We start from the raw sequence: 21,592 nt of genomic DNA, 5'->3' as shown, positions 1-21,592 counted from the left end.
TGTTAATCTAGTCATAACACTATGATTATCAATTATTCTATATATGTCAACACACCCTAATAAATTAAAAATAGCAAATAGGTCTTAGTGATGGTAACAACATCAGAAATTATTACTACAAAGTTTTAGGCAGATATATTGATTGATCAGCTTGGATACCCATCCAGTCTTCTGTTACTCCTGCTATATAGAACACTAAAGGTAGATTGGGAAAATTTAAGCAGGTTTTATGCCATTCTCTATAGTCAATCGAAGAGGGAGTTGCTACGTTTTGAGGGTGACTATGCCACTCGCCTAAATACTGTATTCTACCTTTACTTTGTTTATGTAACTCATCTAGATAAGCTTGATGACCTTCAGTATTCCTTATGTACGCTGTTGGTTTTCTAATATCAGTGTTATAAGGTAACGTTATATCTGTGATATTCAGATATTGTTCTTTTCCCTTAAAACCTTTTCGCTCACCAAGTAAGATACCACAAGCTTCCGCCTGACTCAGAAAACCCTTTTGTCTCCATTGATCTATTTTTTCAAGTACCGAAGGCTGCATCAAAACAGCATTTACGGGAGAAGTACTAGAAAATTCCCAAGAATTATTAAACATATGGAACCAAATCAGTTAATTTTACATATATGGCATTCAAGAGAAGGAGCGTAATCTTTACTTTCTATTTTCTCCCCCATCCATTTCTCAGTATAACGAGTTCGATATCTTGGACTAACATCTCCTTGTAGCCAGTCCAAAATCATATCAATTGTTAAAGCAGCAGCTGACATACTTGCTGATACAGCAAAAGGTGTAAAATCGGCACATGCCATGAAAGACCTTGCAGCAGTCATACCTTTTAGGGCGTCATATTCTTCACGTATCGAATTACCACTTTTATTTATACAGGACCGACAGGCATAATTTGTATCTTTATCATTATACAAAGCTTGAACACACTCTCCATTGCCTCTAATCCAACTATGAATCAATGGGGGTGTCTTGCCGTCTGAATCAAAGAAAAACTTATTGATTGTTTCAGATGCTTCTATTTTGGCAGTAGCATCGATAATAAGATCATAGTTTGAAATATTTTTTAAAATACTCCTATTACAAGCGTTGATATTATGTACCTCGATATTTAGGTCAGGTATCTGCTGAGCTATTTCTTGCTTTAACGCGCTAGCTTTCATTCTATGAAGATACGCTTTACCAAGTGCATGTCTACCAATATTCTCCTCTTGGAAGATGTCGCTGTCTATCAACGTGAGTTTTCCACCACTCGCACCAGCGCCCAGGCGTGCTAAAGATAATCCTAAATAACCACCAATCGCTCCGCATCCTAGTAGGGCAATATTCTTACCTATTAAGTTTGGTTGTTCCAAATTGTCAAGGTTCCTCGTAAATAAAAAATTGGGAGTAAGGTTTACAGCACTGCTAAAAACTACTTTAGAATTAGAGAGTAGCTTGGAATGGTTTGCTAATTTTAAGTGCTTACTAGCGCTACCAGATACTAACTCTTTTAGATTTTCTAGCTCTATGCACAATGACAGTAATTGTTTATCGACGACAAGACACACTGGAAAATATAATGTTGTCTCTCTATGTCGCTCAATATTGGATGCAATTTCACTGACTATCAGTCTAAAGGCTACATGACTCCACTGTTTGAGCCATAGTAAGAAATACTTGAGTGGTATACCTTTGCTACTTTTCACATCAATAAATACAGAAGGCATAGAAGGTATTTTAGCAAGTTGTTTACTAGGAATATGAATAATTAACGTATTTGCTTCTATATGCCCGTCTTTAACTATCCAAGGAACAAGATGCCACCCTTGCTTCAAGTCATAAATTACAGGCAACAAAAGATCGTGGATCGACTGTACAGCTGCATCGTTAGATTTAATTAAATTACTAGAATGGTAACTTGCTATACTTTGCCATATCGGGGTCAACTCTCTTAGAAACTCATCAGACCTATGACGCTTGTTCTTAATAAGCGCTTCTATAATAATTTTAGTTTTATCTAGAACCCAGCCTAAAACTCCTAAAGGGTCTGAAATTTTAAGCTCATAAGCATCATGTAAACTATAGCAAACTGAATAATACCAATCGCCTTTATACTCGCGTTTATCAATAGAAAAATGAGCAAGGGGTAAAAGGTTTTGAATATAATCAGGAAGAGGAGCTTTAACATACACGTTTGGCAAACTAACGAAGTCCCAATCTTCTACCTGAATCAGTATTTGAAAGTTTGTATTATCCTTAGTTTCAAAAGAAGTAAACCAACCATCATACATTGATTTATCACGACTATTAGCCGATGATGGTCGCCTACCTTTTGTGTATCTCCAATTACAAAAATTGTCATTTATACCAGAGATTATATCGTACAAAGACATCTGTTTTTGCAATGCTCTACCCACCGATTTGAGGCTTTATTGATGCAGACTCAGCAGCAACCTGTACAGGTGCATTGTCAACAACGGTTGCGACTGAAGCCTTGGTATCGACATTAATCGTTACTAAATCAGGTCTGTTAGATGGTATTCTCTCACCAAACAAGCTTTCTAATATGTTGAGGCAGGTATTCTCATTTTGGGATTTATGAAGAACTCTATCAAAGCCACTACAAAGCTCTGATGCCAGCTCAGCATTCTCTTCTCGTTGTTCATTATTTGCTCTATTAAAGTCTTCTGTAGAATGTCCTTCAATATACTTGCATTTTATATCGTTTTTAAGTGCATGTTCTAAATTCAAAAGTATTTCAAAAAGCGCTCTATCATCTCTTTGCTGCAAATGCTGATAGTGTTCAGTAGCAATTATCATCAATGAAACAGAGCTAGGAGCCTTTTGATATTGATTATAATCACGCCATGACTTTAAATACCTAATGACTGCACGAAGTTGTTGTCCAGTATTGGGATATTTTTCACATTCTGCTAAAAACCATTCACGTACCTTTTCACAGTCTGAAACGAGCCATTCATCTTCATCTCGTTGTATTAGACTTACGTTTTTTATTTTTGAACGCTTCTTAATATTCTTTGCATTAGCCTTACTAGAATCTTCAGTGATCATAGAATCATAAGAGGGAGAGTAAGATAAGTTGGCAGATAAAGTTGTACCACTAAATGTACTTTCATTAAAGAATAATGATAAGTTATTAGGATCTACATCCTCTGAAAAATCAAAGCTTCTGCTTTCTTGGATACTATCGTAAGAAGCCTCTTCTTTACTAACTGTTGAAGAGTCTTGCTTAACGCTAGCATCTGTTAAATCATCAAACATCTCGTTTGGTAGAGCATACAACGGAATATCAAAATGTGCTTTGGGTTGACCTTGAGGCATAAAGCCTCTAATTCGAATGCAATTTTTATGTTCTTTATCTAATTCCCAACCATTATCATTACATAGTATATCCAGACATTCTTCTACAGTTTCAAAGAGCTTATTAGCCACTTCAGCGCTTTGACCTTCTAAAAAACATGACTCTGGTAGATAACAACCGTAATCAAAATCCATTTCTTGCTCAGGGAGTGCTGGGGCATTACATACACCATACGCCCAGGAACCTTGGAGTCTAAATTTTGGTCTGACACCATATACTTTTTCAACTTGTATTTCTATAACAGCCTTAATCTGATCTTTGCAGTCTTTGAACACTTGGAACTGCTCGCCTTTAGGTAAAAGCTTCTTGAAAAAACCATCAGTATCGTTTTTGAAAACACTATGTAAGTTGTTTGTTTTAAGGTTATCACTCATTTGAATCCTCAGTATTTGGTTGTATGGCTGTGTTGTGAAGTTCGACTGGTTTCAAGAAAATTGTTTTTATAAGTTCTTTACCAAGAGCTTCTTTTGAATTTTGCATAGCTGTTGATAACAGTACTTCTTTAGCAGCAGCATCCGCTCTATCTAGTGATACATAGTTGGCAGCTTCGTTTGTTAAATTTTCGTCAATACTTAAGTACCTTTCTTTTAGCAGATGCTGGGTAATAAATGTCATCATTTGCTGTTGTGTGGACAAGGTGAGTTCGATAATATTTTTCGGTGCATTGCTCAAATTTTTACCATGTGCCCAGTCTAACATTCCACCTAATTTGTTTGTTTTGGGGTTTGCTGAAATACGTGAAGATAGGGTGCCAACATTAAGAAGTAGAATATTCTCTTGCTTAGCATTTAGGAAATACTGCGCTTCGTGAATTGCTAACATGCTTGGATTATTGGCAAACAGTCCACCGTCTACATATTGAGTATTGTCGAATACGTACTTAGGAAAGTATATGGGAGCAGCTGAAGTAGCCAATGCCACATCAACAATTAAATGATGCTTATCACGCTTGAATGTATGATGATGGGGAGTTTTAAATACTACTGGCTTACCTACAGAAAAGTTGATGGCTGGTATAATAACGTTATGTTTAAGACTGCCTAGCTTGTCTTCCTTAAACATTATCTCTAGCTGCTCTTTCAACACATCAATGCTATAAGTAGAACGTTTTATCGAAAATAGATTAGCCTTTCTTTTCTTAAAAATCTTATCACCATGTTGTTCAAAAAGCTTAACCACATCTGACATGGGTATTTCAGCAGCAACTGCAAGAGCTAGGATTCCACCTATAGAAGTACCGGCGATTAAGTTAAAAAATCTACCTATAGGATAACCATACTCGTTTTCCAGCTCTTCTAGAACTTTAGCGGTGTACAAACCTCGAAAACCTCCACCAGTTAAAGTTAGTATTCGAAATGAATCATCATGGACCATACGTAATCTCCTTATAATTTATATATATTGGTTTATCTTTTTAAATTTTCAAGGTATTACCAACAATATTTCGCTACATAATGAACCGCCCCGGTATTGTCGGAGACTCAACATTCTGAGAGAATACAACGATGAAAACACGACACTACACCCCCGAGATTAAAGACCGCGCCGTTCGCATGCTGATTGAAGCATTAAGCGACTATCCTTCCACCTGGTCAGCTATTCAAGCAATTGCACCTAAGATTGGCTGTACGCCTGAAACCCTGCGGTCATGGCATAAAAAGCACATAGATCAAACTATTCCTGCCTCAGTACAAGCTCAAAGTGACAAAGAGCGTATCAAAGAGCTTGAACGAGAGAACAAAGAGCTCAAGCAAGCCAATGAGATTATACGTAAGGCTGCTGGTCTTGAAGCCCAGGCGGAGAAGGGCCGTCCACCCAGATAATGGTTCAGTTTATTGATGACTATAGAGGTAGTTATGGGGTCGAGCTGATTTGTAGAGTACTACCGATTGCCCCATCAACCTACTACCGTGCTAAAGACTTAGAGGACCGCCCTGAGAAGCGCTCATTACGCAGTCAGCATGATGACTATTATCTCAGAGAGATTAAACGTATTTGGCAAGACAGTAAATGCCGTTACGGTGTTCGTAAAGTCTGGCAGCAGATGAAGGCTGATGGCGTAAAGGTTGCTCGTTGCACCGTCGAGCGTTTAATGAAGCAGTATGGTATGCAAGGCATCTGGCGCGGTAAGGGTAAGATTACCACCAACAGCCGTGACGACCAAAAGCGTGCTGACGACTTGGTCAATCGTAACTTTAATGCCCATCGTCCTAATCAGCTGTGGGTTGCAGATTTTACCTATATCAAGACACTGAGTGGCTGGGTTTATACTGCTTTTATTATTGATGTGTTCGCTCGTGCCATTGTGGGCTGGAAAGTATCCAATCGCATGAACACCGATATGGTGATGGCCGCGCTCAATCAAGTGGTAGCAGATAGGAATAATCCCAAAGATGTGATTCATCACAGTGATCGAGGGGTTCAGTATTTATCCATTCGCTATACTGATAAAATGACGGATTCTGGCGTGATTGCCTCTGTTGGTACAACAGGCGACTCTTATGACAACGCACTGGCTGAAACGGTCAACGGGCTGTACAAGTCTGAGGTGATTCATTATTTGAAAGAGAGCTGGTCTGGTGTGAACGATGTTGAACTGGCAACCCTTGAATGGGTCGATTGGTTTAACAAAACACGACTGCATAGCACGATTGGTTATGTGTCGCCCTTTGAGTTTGAAAAGCGGTATTATGATAATTTAATCCTGTCAGGCATTGCTGCCTGACTCAAGTAAACCAGACTCCGACATAGTCGGGGCGGTTCAATGTGTCATATTTAAATCATATATTTTATTAGACTTCTTGCATAAGTCGTCGCCAGTCTTTGAAACTCTGTTATTAGAAATCAATAGGATGGGGCTTTTGTAAGAGGTCTATTATCTATAAATTTAAAGGATTGGGAGGGAGAGGCAAATGGGACACGTCTCTACTTATTGTCGTGATATAAATGGTTCCATTATACCAGTCTGTTTTAAGTGGTCTGTTAATAGGTTTGAAGGGTGAAATAACTGGTTCCGCTGGGGTATGCTCTAAAATGACACACCAAATAAGCACCCAATCAAACCTTAGTATTGAAAAACTTACTTAAGAAAAACACTGAATATAAAAAAGGTTGCTAACACTACATATAAATGGCGTTAGCAACTTCTACTACTATGACAACTGAGTTACTAGAGGTATTGTTGCAGCTGACTGCTTGAAACCTTTAAAAAAATCTTTGTGAACTAAGATTTGATATTCTTAGATAGCGAACCCATCGCAGCTTTGTATGGCTCTAAGAGATTATTAAAAGCCTTCTCAAGAAATAGGAAATAAAGACGTCGAACCCATCGCTGATGCCTGATGTTGACCAGCGTGTTGAATTTTGACTTATTTCTTGCTTTAATGACACTTTTCGATAAGATAGTAATCAATTACTATCTTATTAGGAGTACTCATGAGTTTCCACTCAAAAAATCTACCGGCTGATGAACGTCGTACCGTTACTATCAAGTCCGTCGTGGAGCTCGCCGGTACGCAAAACCCAAGTAAGATTACTACTGCAGCAATCGCTAAACACATGAACTTGACCCAAGGTGCACTGTTTCGGCATTTTCCGAATAAGGAAGCAATTTGGCAGGCGGTCATGGAGTGGGTGACAGAGCGTCTACTGGCTAAAATTGATACATCCACACAAGGAATCGAGTCACCCTTGATAGCTATGGAAGCAATGTTCATGAGTCATATTGATTTCGTGGTCGAGCATCCAGGTGTACCGAGAATGATTTTTGGAGAGCTTCAGCGTGCCGAATCGACACCAGCCAAGTGTATGGTGCAAACTTTGATTCAGCGCTACGGCGAACGCTTGCATTTACTCATTAATAAAGGTAAGGCCAGCGGCGAGTTGCCGTCATCCCTTGATAACGAGGCAGCGGCAATGCTGTTCATTGGCACCATTCAAGGTTTGGTTATGCAATCGATGCTGGTAGGTGACGTGGGACGCATGCAGCACGATGCGCCACGGGTTTTTGCGATTTATATGCGCGGCATAAGGGGTATTCAATGAAGAAGTTACCCATACAAGGACGCACTTTAGCGCTGCTTGCCATCATCATTCCATTGCTGGCCCTTTTTATCTATGTCGGCCTACGATCAGGCCCACTCGCCCCCGTCGCTGTGACGGTGGCAAGTGTGGAGTCGGGATCTATCACCCCAGCGCTGTTCGGTATCGGCACGGTAGAATCACGTTATACCTACAAAATCGGACCAATATTTGCAGGTCGCGTCAAAAGCTTGGATGTGCATGTGGGCGATCAGGTCAAAGCTGGACAGGTACTTGGTGGGATGGAGCCGGTTGATCTCGATGATCGGGTTCGTTCCCAAGAATCAGTACTCAAGCGTGCGGAAGCCGTATTACAAGAGTCGAAAGCTAGGCAAGTCTATGCGCAAATACAGGCGAAACGCTATGAGCAATTATTGTCAGTGCAAGCGGTCAGTGAGGAGAGCGTCGCCACGAAAAAACAGGAACTACAGGTCGCTAATGCTGAACTATCCGTCGCTCAGGCAGACCTTGCTCGAGCACACTCCGACCGAGAAGGATTCATTGCGCAGAGAAGTAATCTACGCTTAATCGCGCCGGTCGATGGGGTCGTTGCCGTGCGTGATGCTGATCCCGGCACCACGGTCGTCGCAGGGCAAGCGGTGGTAGAGGTAATAGACCCCAAAAGTTTATGGATCAATGTGCGTTTTGACCAAATCAATGCATCGGGGCTAGCTGCAGGCTTACCGACTCGTATCATCCTGCGTTCGCGTAGCGGCCAAATCTTGAAAGGTAGCGTGCTGCGTGTGGAGCTCAAAGCCGACGCGGTAACCGAGGAGATGCTCGCCAAGGTGACCTTCGATAATCAACCAGACTCTTTGCCATCAATAGGCGAACTGGCAGAAGTCACCGTTGACTTACCGGCGCTCCCGACCGTTCCTTTGATCTCCAACGCTGCCGTTCAGCGTGAGGGGGACAAGGTCGGTGTCTGGCAAATAGTGGATGGTGATCTGCATTTTTCCCCGATCAAGCTCGGTGCATCCGATCTCAATGGCTATGTGCAGGTGCTCGAAGGGCTTAACAAAGGTGATCAAGTCGTAACCTATAGCGAAAAGGCATTGAAAGTGGGCAGTCGTATCCATATAGTCGATCGCATTTCAGGAGTGTCACCATGATCAGCTTAGCTGGTCGCGATATTCTTCATGCTTGGGGAAAGTTCATCTTTACCGGTATTGGTCTGGGTCTGCTGATCGGCGTCACTCTCGTTATGGCCGGAGTTTACCGGGGTATGGTGGACGATGGCAAAGCCTTACTCGATAATAGTGGCGCTGATCTTTGGGTGGTGCAGAAGGATACACTGGGTCCCTACGCGGAGTCGTCTAGCATCAACGATGACGTCTATCGCACCATCCTTGCCATGCCGGGCGTCGCCGAAGCAGCGAACGTGACCTACCTAACCACACAAGTACATAAAGGCGAAAGTGATGTACGTGCCATGGTAGTTGGTATTGCGCCTGGTGAGTTGGGAGCCACACCTGGATGGCCTCCTTATCTCGTTGCTGGCCGCCAAATCACGCGCAGTCACTACGAGGCGGTGGCCGATATCGCTACCGGCTTTAAATTGGGAGATTCTCTAGCTATTCGTCGCAATCATTACACTGTTGTGGGGCTAACACGGCGCATGGTATCGTCTAGTGGTGACCCAATGGTGTTTGTTCCGCTCAAGGATGCCCAAGAAGCCCAGTTTCTCAAAAACAACGACGCCATTTGGCAAAGCCGACAGCGCACTGAAGCCAATCCCGCTTTTAATCGTCCCGGTGTGCCAGGTTTGTTAGATGCTGTGATTGCTTCACAGAATACCAACTTGTCCGTCAATGCCGTACTGGTCACACTGAAACCCGGCTATGCGCAGAATGAAGTGGCCGAATCCATCCAGCGCTGGAAGCGTTTGACAGTCTACACGCGGGCACAGATGGAAGACATCCTCGTCGGCAAGTTAATCGCTACCTCAGCCAAGCAGATCGGCATGTTTCTAGTAATTTTAGCCATTGTTAGCGCGGCTATCGTTGCTTTCATCATCTATTCGCTGACCATGGACAAAATCCGCGAAATCGCGGTATTGAAGCTCATTGGCACCCGTAACCGAACTATCGCGGCGATGATCATGCAACAGGCGCTTGCACTAGGTGTGATTGGCTTTGTGGTTGGCAAGATTACGGCCACTTTCGCCGCACCTGTGTTTCCCAAGTATGTGCTGCTTACGCCAATGGATTCGGTGATCGGTTTTCTTGCCGTGCTCGTGATTTGCATACTTGCAAGCATTATCGCCATTCGTATGGCACTCAAGGTCGATCCGGCCGAAGCGATAGGATAACTCAATGACTAAAAAAGGAATACACATCGAAGGCCTAAGCAAACGCTTTGGCAAAGGTGACACGGCTGTCTACGCGTTGAAGGACGTGAATATGCAGGTTGCACCAGGTGAGGTTGTTGGCTTGATCGGTCCTTCCGGATCAGGCAAGAGCACACTGCTAAAATGCCTAGGCGCGGTGATTGATCCGAGCGCCGGTCGCATGACGCTGGGCGATGAGGTAATCTACGACGATGGTTGGAAAGTTCGTGATTTGCGTGCCTTGCGCCGCGACAAAATTGGTTTTGTCTTCCAATCACCATATTTGATTCCGTTTCTGGATGTCACTGACAATGTAGCTCTGCTGCCAATGCTAGCAGGCATCTCGAATGCAAAGTCACGGGCGAAGGCATTGGCGTTGCTCACGGCACTTGATGTGCAACACCGAGCTCAAGCCATGCCTTCGCAACTTTCCGGTGGCGAGCAGCAACGGGTTGCTATTGCGCGTGGATTGGTCAATCAGCCACCGGTGATTCTGACGGATGAACCGACCGCCGCTCTCGATAGCGTGCGTGCCATGGCAGTGATTCGCATCCTTAACGACATGGCTCAGAAATTCGAAACTGCCATCATCGTTGTCACTCATGACGAAAAAATTATTCCTACTTTTAAGCGTATCTACCACATCCGAGACGGCGTAACCCATGAAGAAGTTGGCGAAGGCAGAGCGTTCGAATGAGGGAAATATTGAATGATAGAAAGGTCTTATGACCTGAGACCTTCCTAAATTTTGTGTAAGTATTTAATCTAAACGTCAGTTACACAGAATCTGGGATGGTCTCTTCAAGTCCTCACTAGCGCACCGATCATAGATAGAATATCTATGGTAAGTACATCATGAAGTACACTGTGGCTATCTCAGCAATTTGAAACCTTAATACCATTAGCTCACAGCCAAAGATTCAAGTCCTCACTAGGGAACCTCTCTTTGCTTCTATAAGAGAGGTTATAGTAACGAAGACAGAAGTTAAACCGCGACACCAAACAACCCGCCGATAAACGAAGTTGCCAGCATAGCCAATACACCCCATATTACTACCCGAGCAGTAGCAGGAATGATAGGGGCACCGCCCAAGCGTGCAGATACCACACCAAGTAAAATTAAACCTACGACAGTCAACGAGGCCAACGACCATACTAATGTCTCTGCTGGCAATAGTAGAATGCCCATAACAGGGACGATAGCGCCTACTATGAATGATAGGGCAGAGGCAATGGAGGCTTGAAGTGGCTTGGCGGTACTTATGTCAGTTAAGCCAATCTCATCACGCGCATGGGCTTCTAGGGCATCGTGCTCAGTCAAAGCCACGGCAACTTGATGGGCTAAGTCTTGCTCAAGTCCACGCTGCTCATAAATTCTTGTCAGCTCAAGAAGCTCGCGCTCAGAGTTATGCGTTAACTCATGATGCTCTTTTGCCAAGTCCGCTTTTTCAGTATCTGCCTGTGATGACACGGAAATATACTCACCCGCTGCCATTGATAAAGCACCCGCAGTCAATGACGCAAGCCCCGTCAGTAGTAAAGTCTGGCTATTGGCGTTTGCCGCAGCAATACCAACCAATAAGCTGGCGGTAGAAATCAATCCATCATTTGCACCGAGAACGGCTGCTCTGAGCCACTGGCTACGGTTGCTTAAATGCACTTCATCATGAATAGAAAGGGACATAAATAACCTCAAAAATAACTAAGCAAGAATAATGAACCAAGGATATAGTATTACAGTTTACCCTGTAAATTGCCCAGAGATTAGCTAACTTGCCTTAACGCATATAAACGATAGGCAATCAGTACAAAGACCACTGTCTGACTAGCGGCATAAAACAATAATAGCGCTAGCAGTCGGCTATCAGAGCCCACCATAAACACATGGATACTAATGCCCATATAAGCTAAAAAGGTTAAAAAATGCAACCATCGCCATGCTGATTGACCCAGGTGTTTTTTAAGGTAGAAGCTAAACGCGCTGATGAATAAAAACCAAAATCCCAATTGTCCTAATGCGACACCGATACGGTCAGTCTGAAACCCAAGCGGTAATAATACCTGCCAAATATTCAGATTCATATAGTTATCAGCCAATAGAATAACCGCATGAAAAGTAGCAAAGCCTACGGCGAGCAAGCTTAAATATTGATGTAATGCAAATACTTTTGCCGCATTAAAATACCGACATAGGCGCGTACTGAGCAACAAACCAAAAACAATTGCCAACCAAAATAAAGCATACGCAATCACACCACTTGCGCGCGACAAATACCAAAAGTGCTTGTCTGTGGTCATAAGGATTTGCGATAGGCTTTCTCCCCACAACGAAAAGACATAAACGCCACCGACTATGCCAGCACTTAAAATAAATACTGTCCATAGCGCCTGAAAGACTGTCTTAGTTAGTTTAATTATCAAGTGATTGCTAGAATCAGGGTGAGAGTCAGTATGCATGGCTATTCTCCAATCAAGGTAACAACTTAAGATAGTAAAACCTTAAATATGTTTTATGGATTAAATGGCAATTAAGTTTGGATGAATGGCAGGTGAAGCCATGACCTTATAATCAGTATCGACTAATACGGCGGCAATATGCTGTTCGGACAGCCATTGCAGCGCTTTTTTCGCGCCTAGGATGACACAATATTTGGCATATACCTCTGCGGTCAGCGTATCATCAGCAAGTATGGTGGCACTTAAAACGTCACTTTTTGCAGGGCAAGCATAATAAGGGTGTATCAAGTGATGTTGCCAATGGCCTTTATGCCACCAACGGCGATAGTCTTGACCTGAGGTTGCAACAGCGCCCGCACTGATATGAATAATGGCAATATCTTCTTCATCTTGAACCTGCTGGCTATCAGCAATATAGGGTTTGGCGATAGCAATGGCCCATGTAATAGGTTTGGCAAATTTTTGCTCATTTGGCACACCAATCGCTATGTCGCCTCCCATATCAATTAAACAAGGCAATTGCCAGTCAGAGCGTTGACTGATGTATTCGGCCAATTGCATCGCGCACCAACCTTTGACATAACCATTTAAATCGAGAGCTGTGCCAGTCGGGAGAAATACTTTGTGTTGTCCATGAGCTGACGTGCGAAGCTTGATATTTTTTATGGATTGATTGGCAGCGTCGTTTTTAGAAGCATCAGAAGTATCTTGCAAAGTCGGCTGAGCAGTTTGCACAGACGGCGTCGGTTGTTTTGCTAAGGTCTCAAATGAGTGTTTATAGCCAATATCCCACAGGGTGTTTAGTAATGTTGGGGTGACTAAGCCTTGGGTTTTTGGCACAAAAGCAATGGCGCTTTCTAAAACTGCAAACAATTCTGGGCTGATATCTGTCCATTGATTGGTATGACTATTGAGTCTCATCAGCTCGCTGGTGTTATCAAAACGACTGAATATATGCTCCCACTGCAGCAGTTTTTCTTCCACATAGGCTTTAACCAAAGCGATTTTTTGGTCTATCTCTTGGTCTGTGTTACCTTGCGTTTGCTGCAAGCTTAATTGCGTAATATTTAGACTGATTTGGACGTGACAACCCATCGCCGGCAACATAAAGGTCGATAGTTGTGGCGTGCTGCTGTTGGTGTTTGCTTGCATAAGAAGTCCTTAGTTGCACGATTGGTCATCATTTTAAGCCCATCATTTTTTATTTATCGAGAAGAGCGGGTACGAGCGACAACCACTATCGCTTCAACCGCTGGGCGTTCTACTTCATTCACTTGTCTTAATTGCGTGATATCAACGCCATTTGGGGTTTGAGCCACTATGACGTTAGGGTTTGAGATGCTAGTGCTGACAGGAATAGCGGTGCTGGCAGGTAAACTATCGGCTTCTTGATCAAGTAATATGAGCCAACCTGCCATGGTTCCAACGACCGAGGCGATGAGAATGCTATTTTTAAACGTCGCAATAGGATCGGCTTTTTTCAGGTTTTTATGAGTGGCTTTAGTAGCAGGTACTTTAGAATTAATCATCATAGTCATCCTCATCGTTATCATGCTTATAGCTCGTAGCAATCAGACGCTCGCTTTCTTTATCGTATTTATCCTTATGCTTTTTCTTATGGGGTTTCGCCTCATCATTGTCGTGGTCTTCGTATTTATCTTCGTCATCGTCATAATCAGAATAGTCGCTATCAATAAGAGCGCCACTGGTGTTAACAGGGTTCAAGATAGAGCCGAGATTGGCATCAATATAAGTGGTGTTGGTATCTAAGCGCACCTCATAGGCGACGGCACCGTTGTAGTTAACCAGCTCTGGAGTCGCTTGTAGGGTTGCATTAGGAAGGTTCTGCTTGGCTAAGGCGATTGCTTGGTCGCTTGTGAGCATCGCAGCCGATAGCGGCTCAATAGCAGTGTTCTGTTTAACAGCAGCAGTCAGCTGATTGGTAATATTTGCTGCTGATAAGACATCAGTAGAATCTGATGATGCTGTCGTTAATGCGATAACACCGCCAAAGAAGACCAGTGAAGAGGCACCGATAGTCAATAGCAAGGGTTTTAATAATGGCAGGCTCATAAGTTGTACTCCGTATGAAATCATGAGGGAATACAAGTAGCATACGCGGTGAAGATTAACTCAAACTTAAGACAAGGCGGCTTTATTTACTGATAGTGACCATAAAGCCGGTTTCTGGAGAAGGGCGGTTGGCAAATGCTAAGTTCAGGTTATGTAGCTCGACAATCCGATTGGCAATAGATAGACCTAAGCCGCTGCCCATTTGGCTCTGACCGGCTGGTCGATAAAAGCGTTCGCTGAGCCGTGCTAACTGCTCAGGTGCGACGCCATTGCCATTATCGAGCACTCGGATAGCATTTATATCTAGCTGTAATTCCACCAAAGCGCCTTCTGGGCAATAATGAATGGCATTCTCTAAGAGGTTGCGAATTAATAATTTGAATAAGGTGGGGTTTACTAGAATAGGTAAAATATCGGCAGGATGGTCACACAGCACCGTGCGTTTGAGTTGGATATGCTTTTCCCGTGCCAGCCGATTAACCTCACTAAGTACTTCGTCGGTTAAAGCCAGCCAATCAGGTTTTTCTAATTGTTCAGCAGGCAGGTGCTGCTGCGGCTCTATTTTTGCTAACGTCAAAAGTTGCTCAACCAAGTGATTGGCGCGCTCAATACCCTCACTGATTTTTTGAGTATGATAGAACAGTTGGCTATCGTCCTCTATCTCTGACAGTTGCAGTAATTGCTGTTGTAATAAATCCGCTTGTAACTTTAAGGCGGCAAGCGGACTTCGTAGCTCATGTGATGCATCAGCCGTAAAGCGTTGCTCACGCGCTAAAGTGTCAGCTACTTTTACAAATAACACGTTTAAGGCGCTGACCAAAGGCTGAATCTCTTTAGGGACATCTGCGGTGATAGGGCTGTCATCTTGTGGCTGACGTTGTTCAAGCTCGGCGCTGACCTCTGTTAAAGGTTTAAAGCCACGGCGAATGAGTAGAACGACAAGACCCATGAACGCCAGCAACCCAATCAGCATAGGCAGTAGCTGCACCGACATAGTCTCGACAATCATTTTCTGGCGAGAATCAAGGTTTTGACCAACCGCAATCACGCGGCTTTCGTGCTTATCAGAATGTTCACCGTGAATATAAAACAAGCGCCATTGATGGTTAAAAGGGTTCAAGCGCTGATAGGCATGATGATGGTCTTCTAAAAAGCCATGTTGATCGGGGAGAAATTTAAATGACTGCCCATTTTCGTCCGCCATGAGCAGCCGACCGTCTTTATTCCAGATGGCGAACCCCATGTAATCATCTTCAGCCTCGCCAAGATCACCGGATAGCTGCTTACTTTTTAAGTGATATATTTTGGCAGCGCGTGACTGTTTCTTATGGTCATCGTTACCATTGTCATCGTCGTCATCATGTTCCTCGTCAGCAGATACCCCGATTAAGTAACGGGCGACTTGCGTGATTTGGGTGTCATTCATCTCATTGATTTCATGCCACAGCCGCCAAGCGATAAAGCTGGAGGTGAGTAACCAAAGCAAAGGCAGTCCAATCAATAAGGACGTCAGTAGTCGTTGTTGGATACTTTTCATAGGCTCACAGGGCAAAAGGTGATGAAGGATTTTATGATTTTAAGTTTAAGTTTAAGCTTTTAAATCACTATAGATGATTGTAAGTGGGATTTAAATAATAACCCACCCCACGTTTGGTTAAAATAAAATCATTGCCAAGCTTTTTGCGTAAATGATGAATATGTACTTCAATGGCATTACTTTCGATATCTTGTTGCCATCCATAGAGCTTGTCCTCTAAGCTTGCCCGACTGTGAATCTGCTTAGGATGCGTCAGCATTTGCTCTAGTATTGCCACCTCTTTAATCGTAAGCTCAATAAGATTGCCTTGATGGTAGAGTTGTTGGCTATGCGGCTGATAAGTCACGTTACCGTAGCGAATTTCAGGTTGGCTACGTCCTTGGCTGCGCCGCATCAGTGCTTGCAGACGAGCGATAACTTCATCCAAGGCAAAGGGTTTAATCAAATAGTCATCAGCCCCTGCATTGAGTCCGGCCACGCGATTGGCGATGGCATCGCGAGCAGTGATGATTAATACAGGGGTGTCTATCTGTTTGCCGCGCCAGTTTTTTAATACCGTCATACCGTCGCCTTGCGGCAAGCTTAAATCTAACAAAACCGCATCAAACATATTATCTTGTAATGCCAGCTCACCTTGCTTTGCATTATCGAACCAATCGACCATCATGCCATGACTTTTTAAACCCAGAATAATACCGTCGGCGATAGTGCTATCGTCTTCTATGAGTAATATACGTGCCATATGCCATGCTCCATCATTTTTCTTATTCTGATTTAGAGGGTTCATCTACTATGGTTTTATTACCAGTAATCATGGCTTTAATCAGATTCTGTCGTTGCCAGTAACTCATGACAAGCGCCGCGATAACGTGTAGAGGAACCAATAGATACAAGCTATTTGCTAATAATTCATGCACCTCTTCAAGAAAATCTTCGTTACCCATCATTCCTGATTCCATCAGATAGCCTGTAATTCCAAGTCCTATAATCGCCGCCCATAATGATAGCATCATAATAGCGGCCAATGGATTATGACCAAGATGCTGTTTATCGGTACGACGGACGCTTAGTGCTGATAAATGGCGCTTGATACGTAAAGGAGTAGGAAAGAAACTGCTAAATCGAGCGTAGCGTGTCCCTATAAAGCCCCATAATAAACGTATGACAACTAACCCCACGACAGTATAGCCAACGTATGCGTGCAGCTCGCTACCGTCCTCTGTAAACAATAGGTTTGCAATAACACCAATAGCGACTGTCCAATGGGTGATTCTGACAAGGATATCCCAAACTCTTACTTGCTTCGTTTTTGACGGTTGTGAAAAGGCTTCACTTGCGTCGTTGGTTATACCACTATGATTGTTTTGGCCCATCATTATACCCCGCTTAATAGTCAGTTTATTTGCTGGCGATAACACGCTATTAAAATAAACGTGTCTATCGCGATGAGGCTAGATTTATTGTAAATAGCCTTTGTTAGCACTATTAAAACAAACCAACCTTAAGCTGAGCTTAGAGGGCAATAAAAGTTTGAGTAATAAAAGGGAGTATTTGATGGAGGGTATAAGGAGTAATAGTTTGCGTTGCCAGAATTTATTGATTTTAACATCTTAGCGCAGAATTCTCCCACCTCTAAGGTGGTGAGATGAATGCGTTGTTGGTGATAACAACCTCTACCTGTAGTATAATTAATAATAAATATAACACCAACTAACAATAAGTATTTCATGCCAAAGCAGATCCTAAAAGCCCATAAAATCAGGCTATATCCGACTGATGAACAGCAAGTATTCTTTGCCAAGTCATTCGGCTGCGCTCGTTTTATTTGGAATAAAATGCTTGGCGATAAAATAGATCACTACAAAACCACAAAGACCACCCTAAACAACACCCCTGCTCAGTATAAAAAAGAATTTGAATGGCTAAAAGAAGTCGATAGCTTGGCATTAGCCAATGTTCAGCAAAATCTAAGAGCTGCCTATAGTAAATTTTTCAAGCAAGGCGCCCGATTCCCTAAGTTCAAGAAAAAAGGCATTAAAGACAGTTACACCACCAACAACCAAAAGGGTACAGTGGCGATCACAGATAGCACCGTTAAACTGCCAAAAATAGGCCATATCAAACCCCAATATTAAGCAAATCACCTAAGTAAAATGCTAAATAGAAAAAGGGCGCTAACGCTATATTTTATAATACGTGAGCAACCTTTTTCACTACTACCTATATCTAATCATTATCCATATATATTCATCACACTAATAATCGCAGCCCCTCGTTAACAAAGCTATGAGCATCTAAGAAATTATCATTTAATCCATAAAGTAAACTTTACTAGATGCATTATCATCAATGCGCTCTAGCACTAGCCCGCTGTTTGAAGACTAATAAGCAGACAATGATAAACACTAACAAGGCTGCTGATGCTCCAAAGCGACTTAGCGCGAGACCGCCATGATCAATAGGCTTATCTAAAAAGTCGCCTAACACCGCTCCTAAAGGCCGAGTTAAAACAAAAGCGCTCCAAAATAATAGTGTTTTAGATATCTTAGTATAAAAATGAGCTATCGCAATAAGTACTAATAAAAATCCAAAGATGATGGCACTCGTTGTATAGCCTATACCTTTTGTATCTGCTACCCAGTCACCAAGTGCGGTACCTAAGGTTTGCGAAAACATAATTGTCGTCCAATAAAATACTTCCGCTTTGGGTTTGCTGATACTGTCGACGGCGATACTACCCATCGTCTTCTGCCATGTCATTAGACATATTCCAAGTAAAGCTACTAGAAGCGCTGAGCCGCCAGCATAGCCAATTCCTAGTGATCTTGTCACATAGTCTGCTATTGTTGTACCTAAAGTCGTTGTTGCTATAATCGTGCCCCAATACAACCATTTATTAAATGAGTTGGCTTTAATCTGGGTAGCGACTGCTATAGCAAATATAATAGCGAAAATGCCAGTACTGACAATGTATCCTAGATTTAATGACATTGTTAAAGCATCACCCGCAGTCTCACCAAGCGTAGTAGCTGCGATTTTAATTATCCAAAAGGAAGGGTAACTTCCGGAACTTTGGACAAAGCGTTTAGCACTGGATCGTTACTAGAAGCAGTGGGTGAGTATTGATTGTTTAAGGTTGTATTCATGGTTAGATTCACTCTATTAGTAAACAAATTTAATGTTACGTTGTAGATGTCACTAAATTATCAATAGAGATGTTAAGAAAGTGTGAAGATGCAACTATTTAGATCTATTAAAATTTCTATGTATGAGTTTAAAAGATCAAAGTTATACAAAGTCCTCGATTATCATGTAAGTTTAAAATCTCAGAATTAGAGTCCTTCATAAAGACATCGATACCTGCCTGCTCACAGATTGATTTAACAATAGAGAGCCCAAGTCCTGTACCTTCTATTTCCTGTGATTGCTTACTTGCGCTATCTGATCTTGAAGCGCTTATACTATTGTTAAGTTTACTGTCGCTAAATTGATCAGCTGCACTAATCACTTGATTAAGCCGTATAAAGGGTTCAAAAGCTTTCTTATAATCACTAGGGTCAATGCCTGCGCCTGAATCTATGATCTGTAATACTAATTTGTTATCTAGTGTCTTGGATAGATTACTTAATTTTCCAGATTGAATCACATGTGAGCCAAAATTATATTGAGCATTTAAAGCCGATTTATCCAAACTGCCTGAGTTTTGCTCAAGTTGATAGAGTTTAACCATGACTTGACCACCAGCTAGCGTGTAAATAATGGCATTTTGAATCAGATTTTTGATGAGCAACAACAACGATGTCTCATCCATATTTACTTTACTATTAGACTGTATATCAACCGTTAGTTCGATGTTCTTATTATCAGCAATAGGAATGAGTAACCCTATGACTTGTTCGATAATAGATTTAACATTGGTTGCTGTTGTCTCGGTACCGACCTCGGTATTGATATTACCAGCACGAGCGAGCGTTAATAATTGCTCAACCAAACTTTGATTACGCCTCAAGCGAATAGCCAGTTTATCGAGGCCTTCCGACATAACGTTATCATTACTAATACGCTGTAATCGTTGTAATTGTAATGAGATGGCAGTCAGCGGCGAGCGCAGTTCATGGGCAGCATCAGCGATAAAGCGTTGCTGACGTTCAATACTGATTTTGACTATAGCCAATAATCTATTTAACGATTCGGCTAGTGGCAGCAATTCAGAGGGCAGTTTACCAATCGATAAAGGACTTAGGTCATTCTCATTACGTGCGCTTATCTCATAATGCAATTGACGCACAGGTTTCATCATGCGCCACATGATAAAAGGCAGTAAAAGCAGTAATAATGCTATACCGATAATAAGGGGTAAAAAAGACTGTAAGGCACTAGCTTTGGCTAAATCATCCTGTAAATCTGTCTGTTGGCGCAAAATTAGAGCCACTTCTTCATCAGTATCTAAAGACTCAATCTTGACATCATTTCTATAGGTTCGCCAAGAATGACCGTCAATGTTTTGATCGCTTATTCCTTGTGGAATGCTATTTACTAAAGCTATCGGTATAGGCGCTGAGTAATCATGTTCGTCATCGCTTGGATCGTTCTGATAATCTTGTACCCTGCTATTAAGTGAGTTGGAAAGTATGACGATATCAACGGTGATAGCACCATCATCATCATCGGTATCAAAGTGAATGTTGCTGCTGGCATGTTCTTCATTGTCTAAATGAGCTGTATTACTATTTAAACCGCTAATATTGAGCGACTGCTCTAATAGTGCGGCAGTATTTTTTAAATTGTCATCTTGAAAGTTGTTTATCTCGTTATAGCTGTACCAAAATCCATAACCACCCGCCACTATTGCTAGTAGCAATAATGACACAACAGACCAAAATATAAGTTGGAACTGTAATGAGTTAAAGAGGTTACGGAATTTAGGCATTGCTGATATACCATCCAAGGCCACGGACATTCTTGATTCTATCTTGTCCGACCTTTTTGCGTAAACTATGAATCAAAAACTCAATGGCGTTACTTTCAACTTCGCCGCCCCAGCCATATAACGAATCCTCAAGCTCATTTTTGGACATGACTTTTTCAGGTGACAACATAAAGGTAGTGATGAGCATGTACTCCTTTGCGGTTAAATCGATAGGGCTACCATCCATCATGACCCGTTTGTGCGCGGTATCTAGACTGAGATTACCAACCGTCACTTGATTGTCAGCCTTGCCTTGTGCACGGCGAATAAGCACTCTCATGCGTGCAAAAACCTCTGCTAACTCGAAAGGCTTGACGACATAATCATCAGCCCCTGAGTCTAATCCTGCGATTCTGTCTTTTAATTGATCACGCGCGGTGAGTATCAACACCGGTGTTTCAATCTTGGCGTCGCGAATAGCGGTCAACACGCCCATACCATCAACCTCTGGTAGACCTAAGTCTAATAAGATGATGTCGTAAGGTTGCACCCTTAATGTCAGTATGGCTTGACGACCGTCTTTAACCCAATCAACCGTATAAGCTTCATCTTGCAAAGCCTCACTCAGACTCTCGCCAATCATCAAGTCATCTTCGACTACCAATACTCGCATAAGATATCCTTATTGTGTGGCTATTAGGATTAAAAAATATTTATCTATAGTGACACTTTTATAGTGTCTTTAAACTAAAAAGCTCTAATCGATACTAGGGTGTGTTGACATATATAGAATAATTGATAATCATAGTGTTATGACTAGATTAACC

The 21,592-nt window shown here is 42.4% G+C and carries 20 protein-coding genes, 1 pseudogene and 1 other annotated feature; of the genes and pseudogenes, 6 read left to right on the top strand and 15 right to left on the bottom strand.

The genetic code is table 11. The annotated features are described in order from the left end of the window. Nucleotides 1–115: 115 nt before the first annotated feature. The 4 genes from ACT3TH_RS13445 to ACT3TH_RS13430 are packed head-to-tail and all read right to left on the bottom strand — an operon-like array spanning nt 116 to nt 4,754. A complete protein-coding gene (locus tag ACT3TH_RS13445) occupies nt 116–604 on the bottom strand; it encodes a Mov34/MPN/PAD-1 family protein (protein WP_093071335.1) in 489 nt (162 codons plus the stop codon). Nucleotides 605–615: 11 nt separating this feature from the next. After that, the gene (locus ACT3TH_RS13440) at nt 616–2,403 is read right to left on the bottom strand and encodes a ThiF family adenylyltransferase (RefSeq protein ID WP_143007446.1); all 1,788 of its coding nucleotides are present in this window, start codon (nt 2,401–2,403) and stop codon (nt 616–618) included. Nucleotides 2,404–2,407: 4 nt separating this feature from the next. Further along, on the bottom strand, nt 2,408–3,754 hold the full coding sequence (locus ACT3TH_RS13435) for a CBASS cGAMP synthase (protein WP_093071337.1): 1,347 nt from the start codon (nt 3,752–3,754) through the stop codon (nt 2,408–2,410). Further along, nucleotides 3,747–4,754, bottom strand: a complete 1,008-nt coding sequence (locus tag ACT3TH_RS13430; protein WP_093071338.1) for a CBASS cGAMP-activated phospholipase — start codon at nt 4,752–4,754, stop codon at nt 3,747–3,749. The genes ACT3TH_RS13435 and ACT3TH_RS13430 overlap by 8 nt, the downstream gene beginning before the upstream one ends. Before the next feature lie 131 nt (nt 4,755–4,885). On the opposite strand from ACT3TH_RS13430, the gene ACT3TH_RS13425 reads away from it, so the two are divergent. The 5 genes from ACT3TH_RS13425 to ACT3TH_RS13405 all read left to right on the top strand — a co-directional run bounded on the left by ACT3TH_RS13425 (nt 4,886) and on the right by ACT3TH_RS13405 (nt 10,486). Then, nucleotides 4,886–6,105 (top strand): IS3 family transposase gene (locus tag ACT3TH_RS13425; protein ID WP_444756301.1). Its coding sequence is split into 2 segments (ribosomal slippage): nt 4,886–5,168 and nt 5,168–6,105, totalling 1,221 coding nucleotides; the frame shifts between segments, so codons are not numbered across the junction. Then, nucleotides 5,161–5,277, top strand: a sequence feature (AL1L pseudoknot). (Overlaps the previous gene by 117 nt.) 710 nt (nt 6,106–6,815) lie before the next feature. Beyond that, a complete protein-coding gene (locus ACT3TH_RS13420; RefSeq protein WP_444756300.1) occupies nt 6,816–7,424 on the top strand; it encodes a TetR/AcrR family transcriptional regulator in 609 nt (202 codons plus the stop codon). After that, nucleotides 7,421–8,572: an efflux RND transporter periplasmic adaptor subunit gene (locus ACT3TH_RS13415; RefSeq protein WP_087814833.1), complete on the top strand. Its 1,152-nt coding sequence runs from the start codon at nt 7,421–7,423 to the stop codon at nt 8,570–8,572. Before ACT3TH_RS13420 ends, ACT3TH_RS13415 begins: the two co-directional genes overlap by 4 nt. Then, on the top strand, nt 8,569–9,771 hold the full coding sequence (locus ACT3TH_RS13410) for an ABC transporter permease (RefSeq protein ID WP_087814832.1): 1,203 nt from the start codon (nt 8,569–8,571) through the stop codon (nt 9,769–9,771). The genes ACT3TH_RS13415 and ACT3TH_RS13410 overlap by 4 nt, the downstream gene beginning before the upstream one ends. Nucleotides 9,772–9,775: 4 nt before the next feature. Then, on the top strand, nt 9,776–10,486 hold the full coding sequence (locus ACT3TH_RS13405; protein ID WP_087814831.1) for an ABC transporter ATP-binding protein: 711 nt from the start codon (nt 9,776–9,778) through the stop codon (nt 10,484–10,486). A gap of 288 nt (nt 10,487–10,774) precedes the next feature. On the opposite strand, the gene ACT3TH_RS13400 is transcribed toward ACT3TH_RS13405, so the two are convergent. The 8 genes from ACT3TH_RS13400 to ACT3TH_RS13365 form a co-directional block, all read right to left on the bottom strand. Next, a complete protein-coding gene (locus ACT3TH_RS13400; protein ID WP_201565597.1) occupies nt 10,775–11,473 on the bottom strand; it encodes a VIT1/CCC1 transporter family protein in 699 nt (232 codons plus the stop codon). An 80-nt stretch (nt 11,474–11,553) separates the two neighbouring features. Further along, a complete protein-coding gene (locus tag ACT3TH_RS13395) occupies nt 11,554–12,246 on the bottom strand; it encodes a ferric reductase-like protein (RefSeq protein ID WP_444756299.1) in 693 nt (230 codons plus the stop codon). Between the two features lie 60 nt (nt 12,247–12,306). Next, nucleotides 12,307–13,398 carry an FAD:protein FMN transferase gene (locus ACT3TH_RS13390; protein ID WP_426222805.1) on the bottom strand — a complete coding sequence of 364 codons (1,092 nt, stop codon included), beginning with the start codon at nt 13,396–13,398 and terminating at the stop codon, nt 12,307–12,309. A 53-nt stretch (nt 13,399–13,451) separates the two neighbouring features. Next, on the bottom strand, nt 13,452–13,778 hold the full coding sequence (locus ACT3TH_RS13385; protein WP_426222804.1) for a hypothetical protein: 327 nt from the start codon (nt 13,776–13,778) through the stop codon (nt 13,452–13,454). Continuing rightward, nucleotides 13,768–14,319 (bottom strand): PepSY domain-containing protein, encoded by a 552-nt coding sequence (locus ACT3TH_RS13380; RefSeq protein WP_426222803.1) that lies wholly within the window; start codon nt 14,317–14,319, stop codon nt 13,768–13,770. The genes ACT3TH_RS13385 and ACT3TH_RS13380 overlap by 11 nt, the downstream gene beginning before the upstream one ends. Before the next feature lie 82 nt (nt 14,320–14,401). Further along, nucleotides 14,402–15,856, bottom strand: coding sequence for an ATP-binding protein (locus ACT3TH_RS13375; RefSeq protein WP_426222802.1), 1,455 nt, complete (start codon nt 15,854–15,856; stop codon nt 14,402–14,404). Nucleotides 15,857–15,923: 67 nt separating this feature from the next. After that, nucleotides 15,924–16,598, bottom strand: a complete 675-nt coding sequence (locus ACT3TH_RS13370; RefSeq protein WP_201565587.1) for a response regulator — start codon at nt 16,596–16,598, stop codon at nt 15,924–15,926. A 22-nt stretch (nt 16,599–16,620) separates the two neighbouring features. Then, nucleotides 16,621–17,232 (bottom strand): cytochrome b/b6 domain-containing protein, encoded by a 612-nt coding sequence (locus tag ACT3TH_RS13365; protein WP_444756298.1) that lies wholly within the window; start codon nt 17,230–17,232, stop codon nt 16,621–16,623. A 351-nt stretch (nt 17,233–17,583) separates the two neighbouring features. On the opposite strand from ACT3TH_RS13365, the gene ACT3TH_RS13360 reads away from it, so the two are divergent. Beyond that, nucleotides 17,584–17,991, top strand: a complete 408-nt coding sequence (locus ACT3TH_RS13360; RefSeq protein ID WP_444756297.1) for an RNA-guided endonuclease InsQ/TnpB family protein — start codon at nt 17,584–17,586, stop codon at nt 17,989–17,991. Nucleotides 17,992–18,202: 211 nt separating this feature from the next. Here the strand turns inward: ACT3TH_RS13360 and ACT3TH_RS13355 are convergent. From ACT3TH_RS13355 to ACT3TH_RS13345, 3 genes and pseudogenes are all read right to left on the bottom strand, one after another. After that, nucleotides 18,203–19,002 (bottom strand): annotated as a pseudogene (locus ACT3TH_RS13355) (COG4705 family protein). A gap of 128 nt (nt 19,003–19,130) precedes the next feature. Further along, entirely contained in the window at nt 19,131–20,816 is a 1,686-nt protein-coding gene (locus ACT3TH_RS13350; protein ID WP_444756296.1) for a sensor histidine kinase, read from the bottom strand. Beyond that, on the bottom strand, nt 20,779–21,438 hold the full coding sequence (locus ACT3TH_RS13345; RefSeq protein ID WP_198334096.1) for a response regulator: 660 nt from the start codon (nt 21,436–21,438) through the stop codon (nt 20,779–20,781). The genes ACT3TH_RS13350 and ACT3TH_RS13345 overlap by 38 nt, the downstream gene beginning before the upstream one ends. Nucleotides 21,439–21,592 lie beyond the last annotated feature (154 nt).

Origin of the sequence: Psychrobacter sp. AOP22-C1-C5 (assembly GCF_052378885.1) — a bacterium.
Taxonomy (GTDB): Bacteria; Pseudomonadota; Gammaproteobacteria; order Pseudomonadales; family Moraxellaceae; genus Psychrobacter.
Note: the sequence above shows the minus strand (reverse complement) of the source record. Positions and strands in the feature narration are given on the sequence as shown.

Coding starts and splice junctions, on each gene's coding strand:
- ACT3TH_RS13385 (WP_426222804.1), bottom strand. CDS start 13,778: ATGATGATTAATTCTAAAGTACCTGCTACTAAAGCCACTCATAAAAAC.
- ACT3TH_RS13410 (WP_087814832.1), top strand. CDS start 8,569: ATGATCAGCTTAGCTGGTCGCGATATTCTTCATGCTTGGGGAAAGTTC.
- ACT3TH_RS13430 (WP_093071338.1), bottom strand. CDS start 4,754: ATGGTCCATGATGATTCATTTCGAATACTAACTTTAACTGGTGGAGGT.
- ACT3TH_RS13380 (WP_426222803.1), bottom strand. CDS start 14,319: ATGAGCCTGCCATTATTAAAACCCTTGCTATTGACTATCGGTGCCTCT.
- ACT3TH_RS13375 (WP_426222802.1), bottom strand. CDS start 15,856: ATGAAAAGTATCCAACAACGACTACTGACGTCCTTATTGATTGGACTG.
- ACT3TH_RS13445 (WP_093071335.1), bottom strand. CDS start 604: ATGTTTAATAATTCTTGGGAATTTTCTAGTACTTCTCCCGTAAATGCT.
- ACT3TH_RS13370 (WP_201565587.1), bottom strand. CDS start 16,598: ATGGCACGTATATTACTCATAGAAGACGATAGCACTATCGCCGACGGT.
- ACT3TH_RS13420 (WP_444756300.1), top strand. CDS start 6,816: ATGAGTTTCCACTCAAAAAATCTACCGGCTGATGAACGTCGTACCGTT.
- ACT3TH_RS13360 (WP_444756297.1), top strand. CDS start 17,584: ATGCCAAAGCAGATCCTAAAAGCCCATAAAATCAGGCTATATCCGACT.
- ACT3TH_RS13405 (WP_087814831.1), top strand. CDS start 9,776: ATGACTAAAAAAGGAATACACATCGAAGGCCTAAGCAAACGCTTTGGC.
- ACT3TH_RS13395 (WP_444756299.1), bottom strand. CDS start 12,246: ATGCATACTGACTCTCACCCTGATTCTAGCAATCACTTGATAATTAAA.
- ACT3TH_RS13345 (WP_198334096.1), bottom strand. CDS start 21,438: ATGCGAGTATTGGTAGTCGAAGATGACTTGATGATTGGCGAGAGTCTG.
- ACT3TH_RS13350 (WP_444756296.1), bottom strand. CDS start 20,816: ATGTCCGTGGCCTTGGATGGTATATCAGCAATGCCTAAATTCCGTAAC.
- ACT3TH_RS13400 (WP_201565597.1), bottom strand. CDS start 11,473: ATGTCCCTTTCTATTCATGATGAAGTGCATTTAAGCAACCGTAGCCAG.
- ACT3TH_RS13415 (WP_087814833.1), top strand. CDS start 7,421: ATGAAGAAGTTACCCATACAAGGACGCACTTTAGCGCTGCTTGCCATC.
- ACT3TH_RS13435 (WP_093071337.1), bottom strand. CDS start 3,754: ATGAGTGATAACCTTAAAACAAACAACTTACATAGTGTTTTCAAAAAC.
- ACT3TH_RS13365 (WP_444756298.1), bottom strand. CDS start 17,232: ATGATGGGCCAAAACAATCATAGTGGTATAACCAACGACGCAAGTGAA.
- ACT3TH_RS13390 (WP_426222805.1), bottom strand. CDS start 13,398: ATGCAAGCAAACACCAACAGCAGCACGCCACAACTATCGACCTTTATG.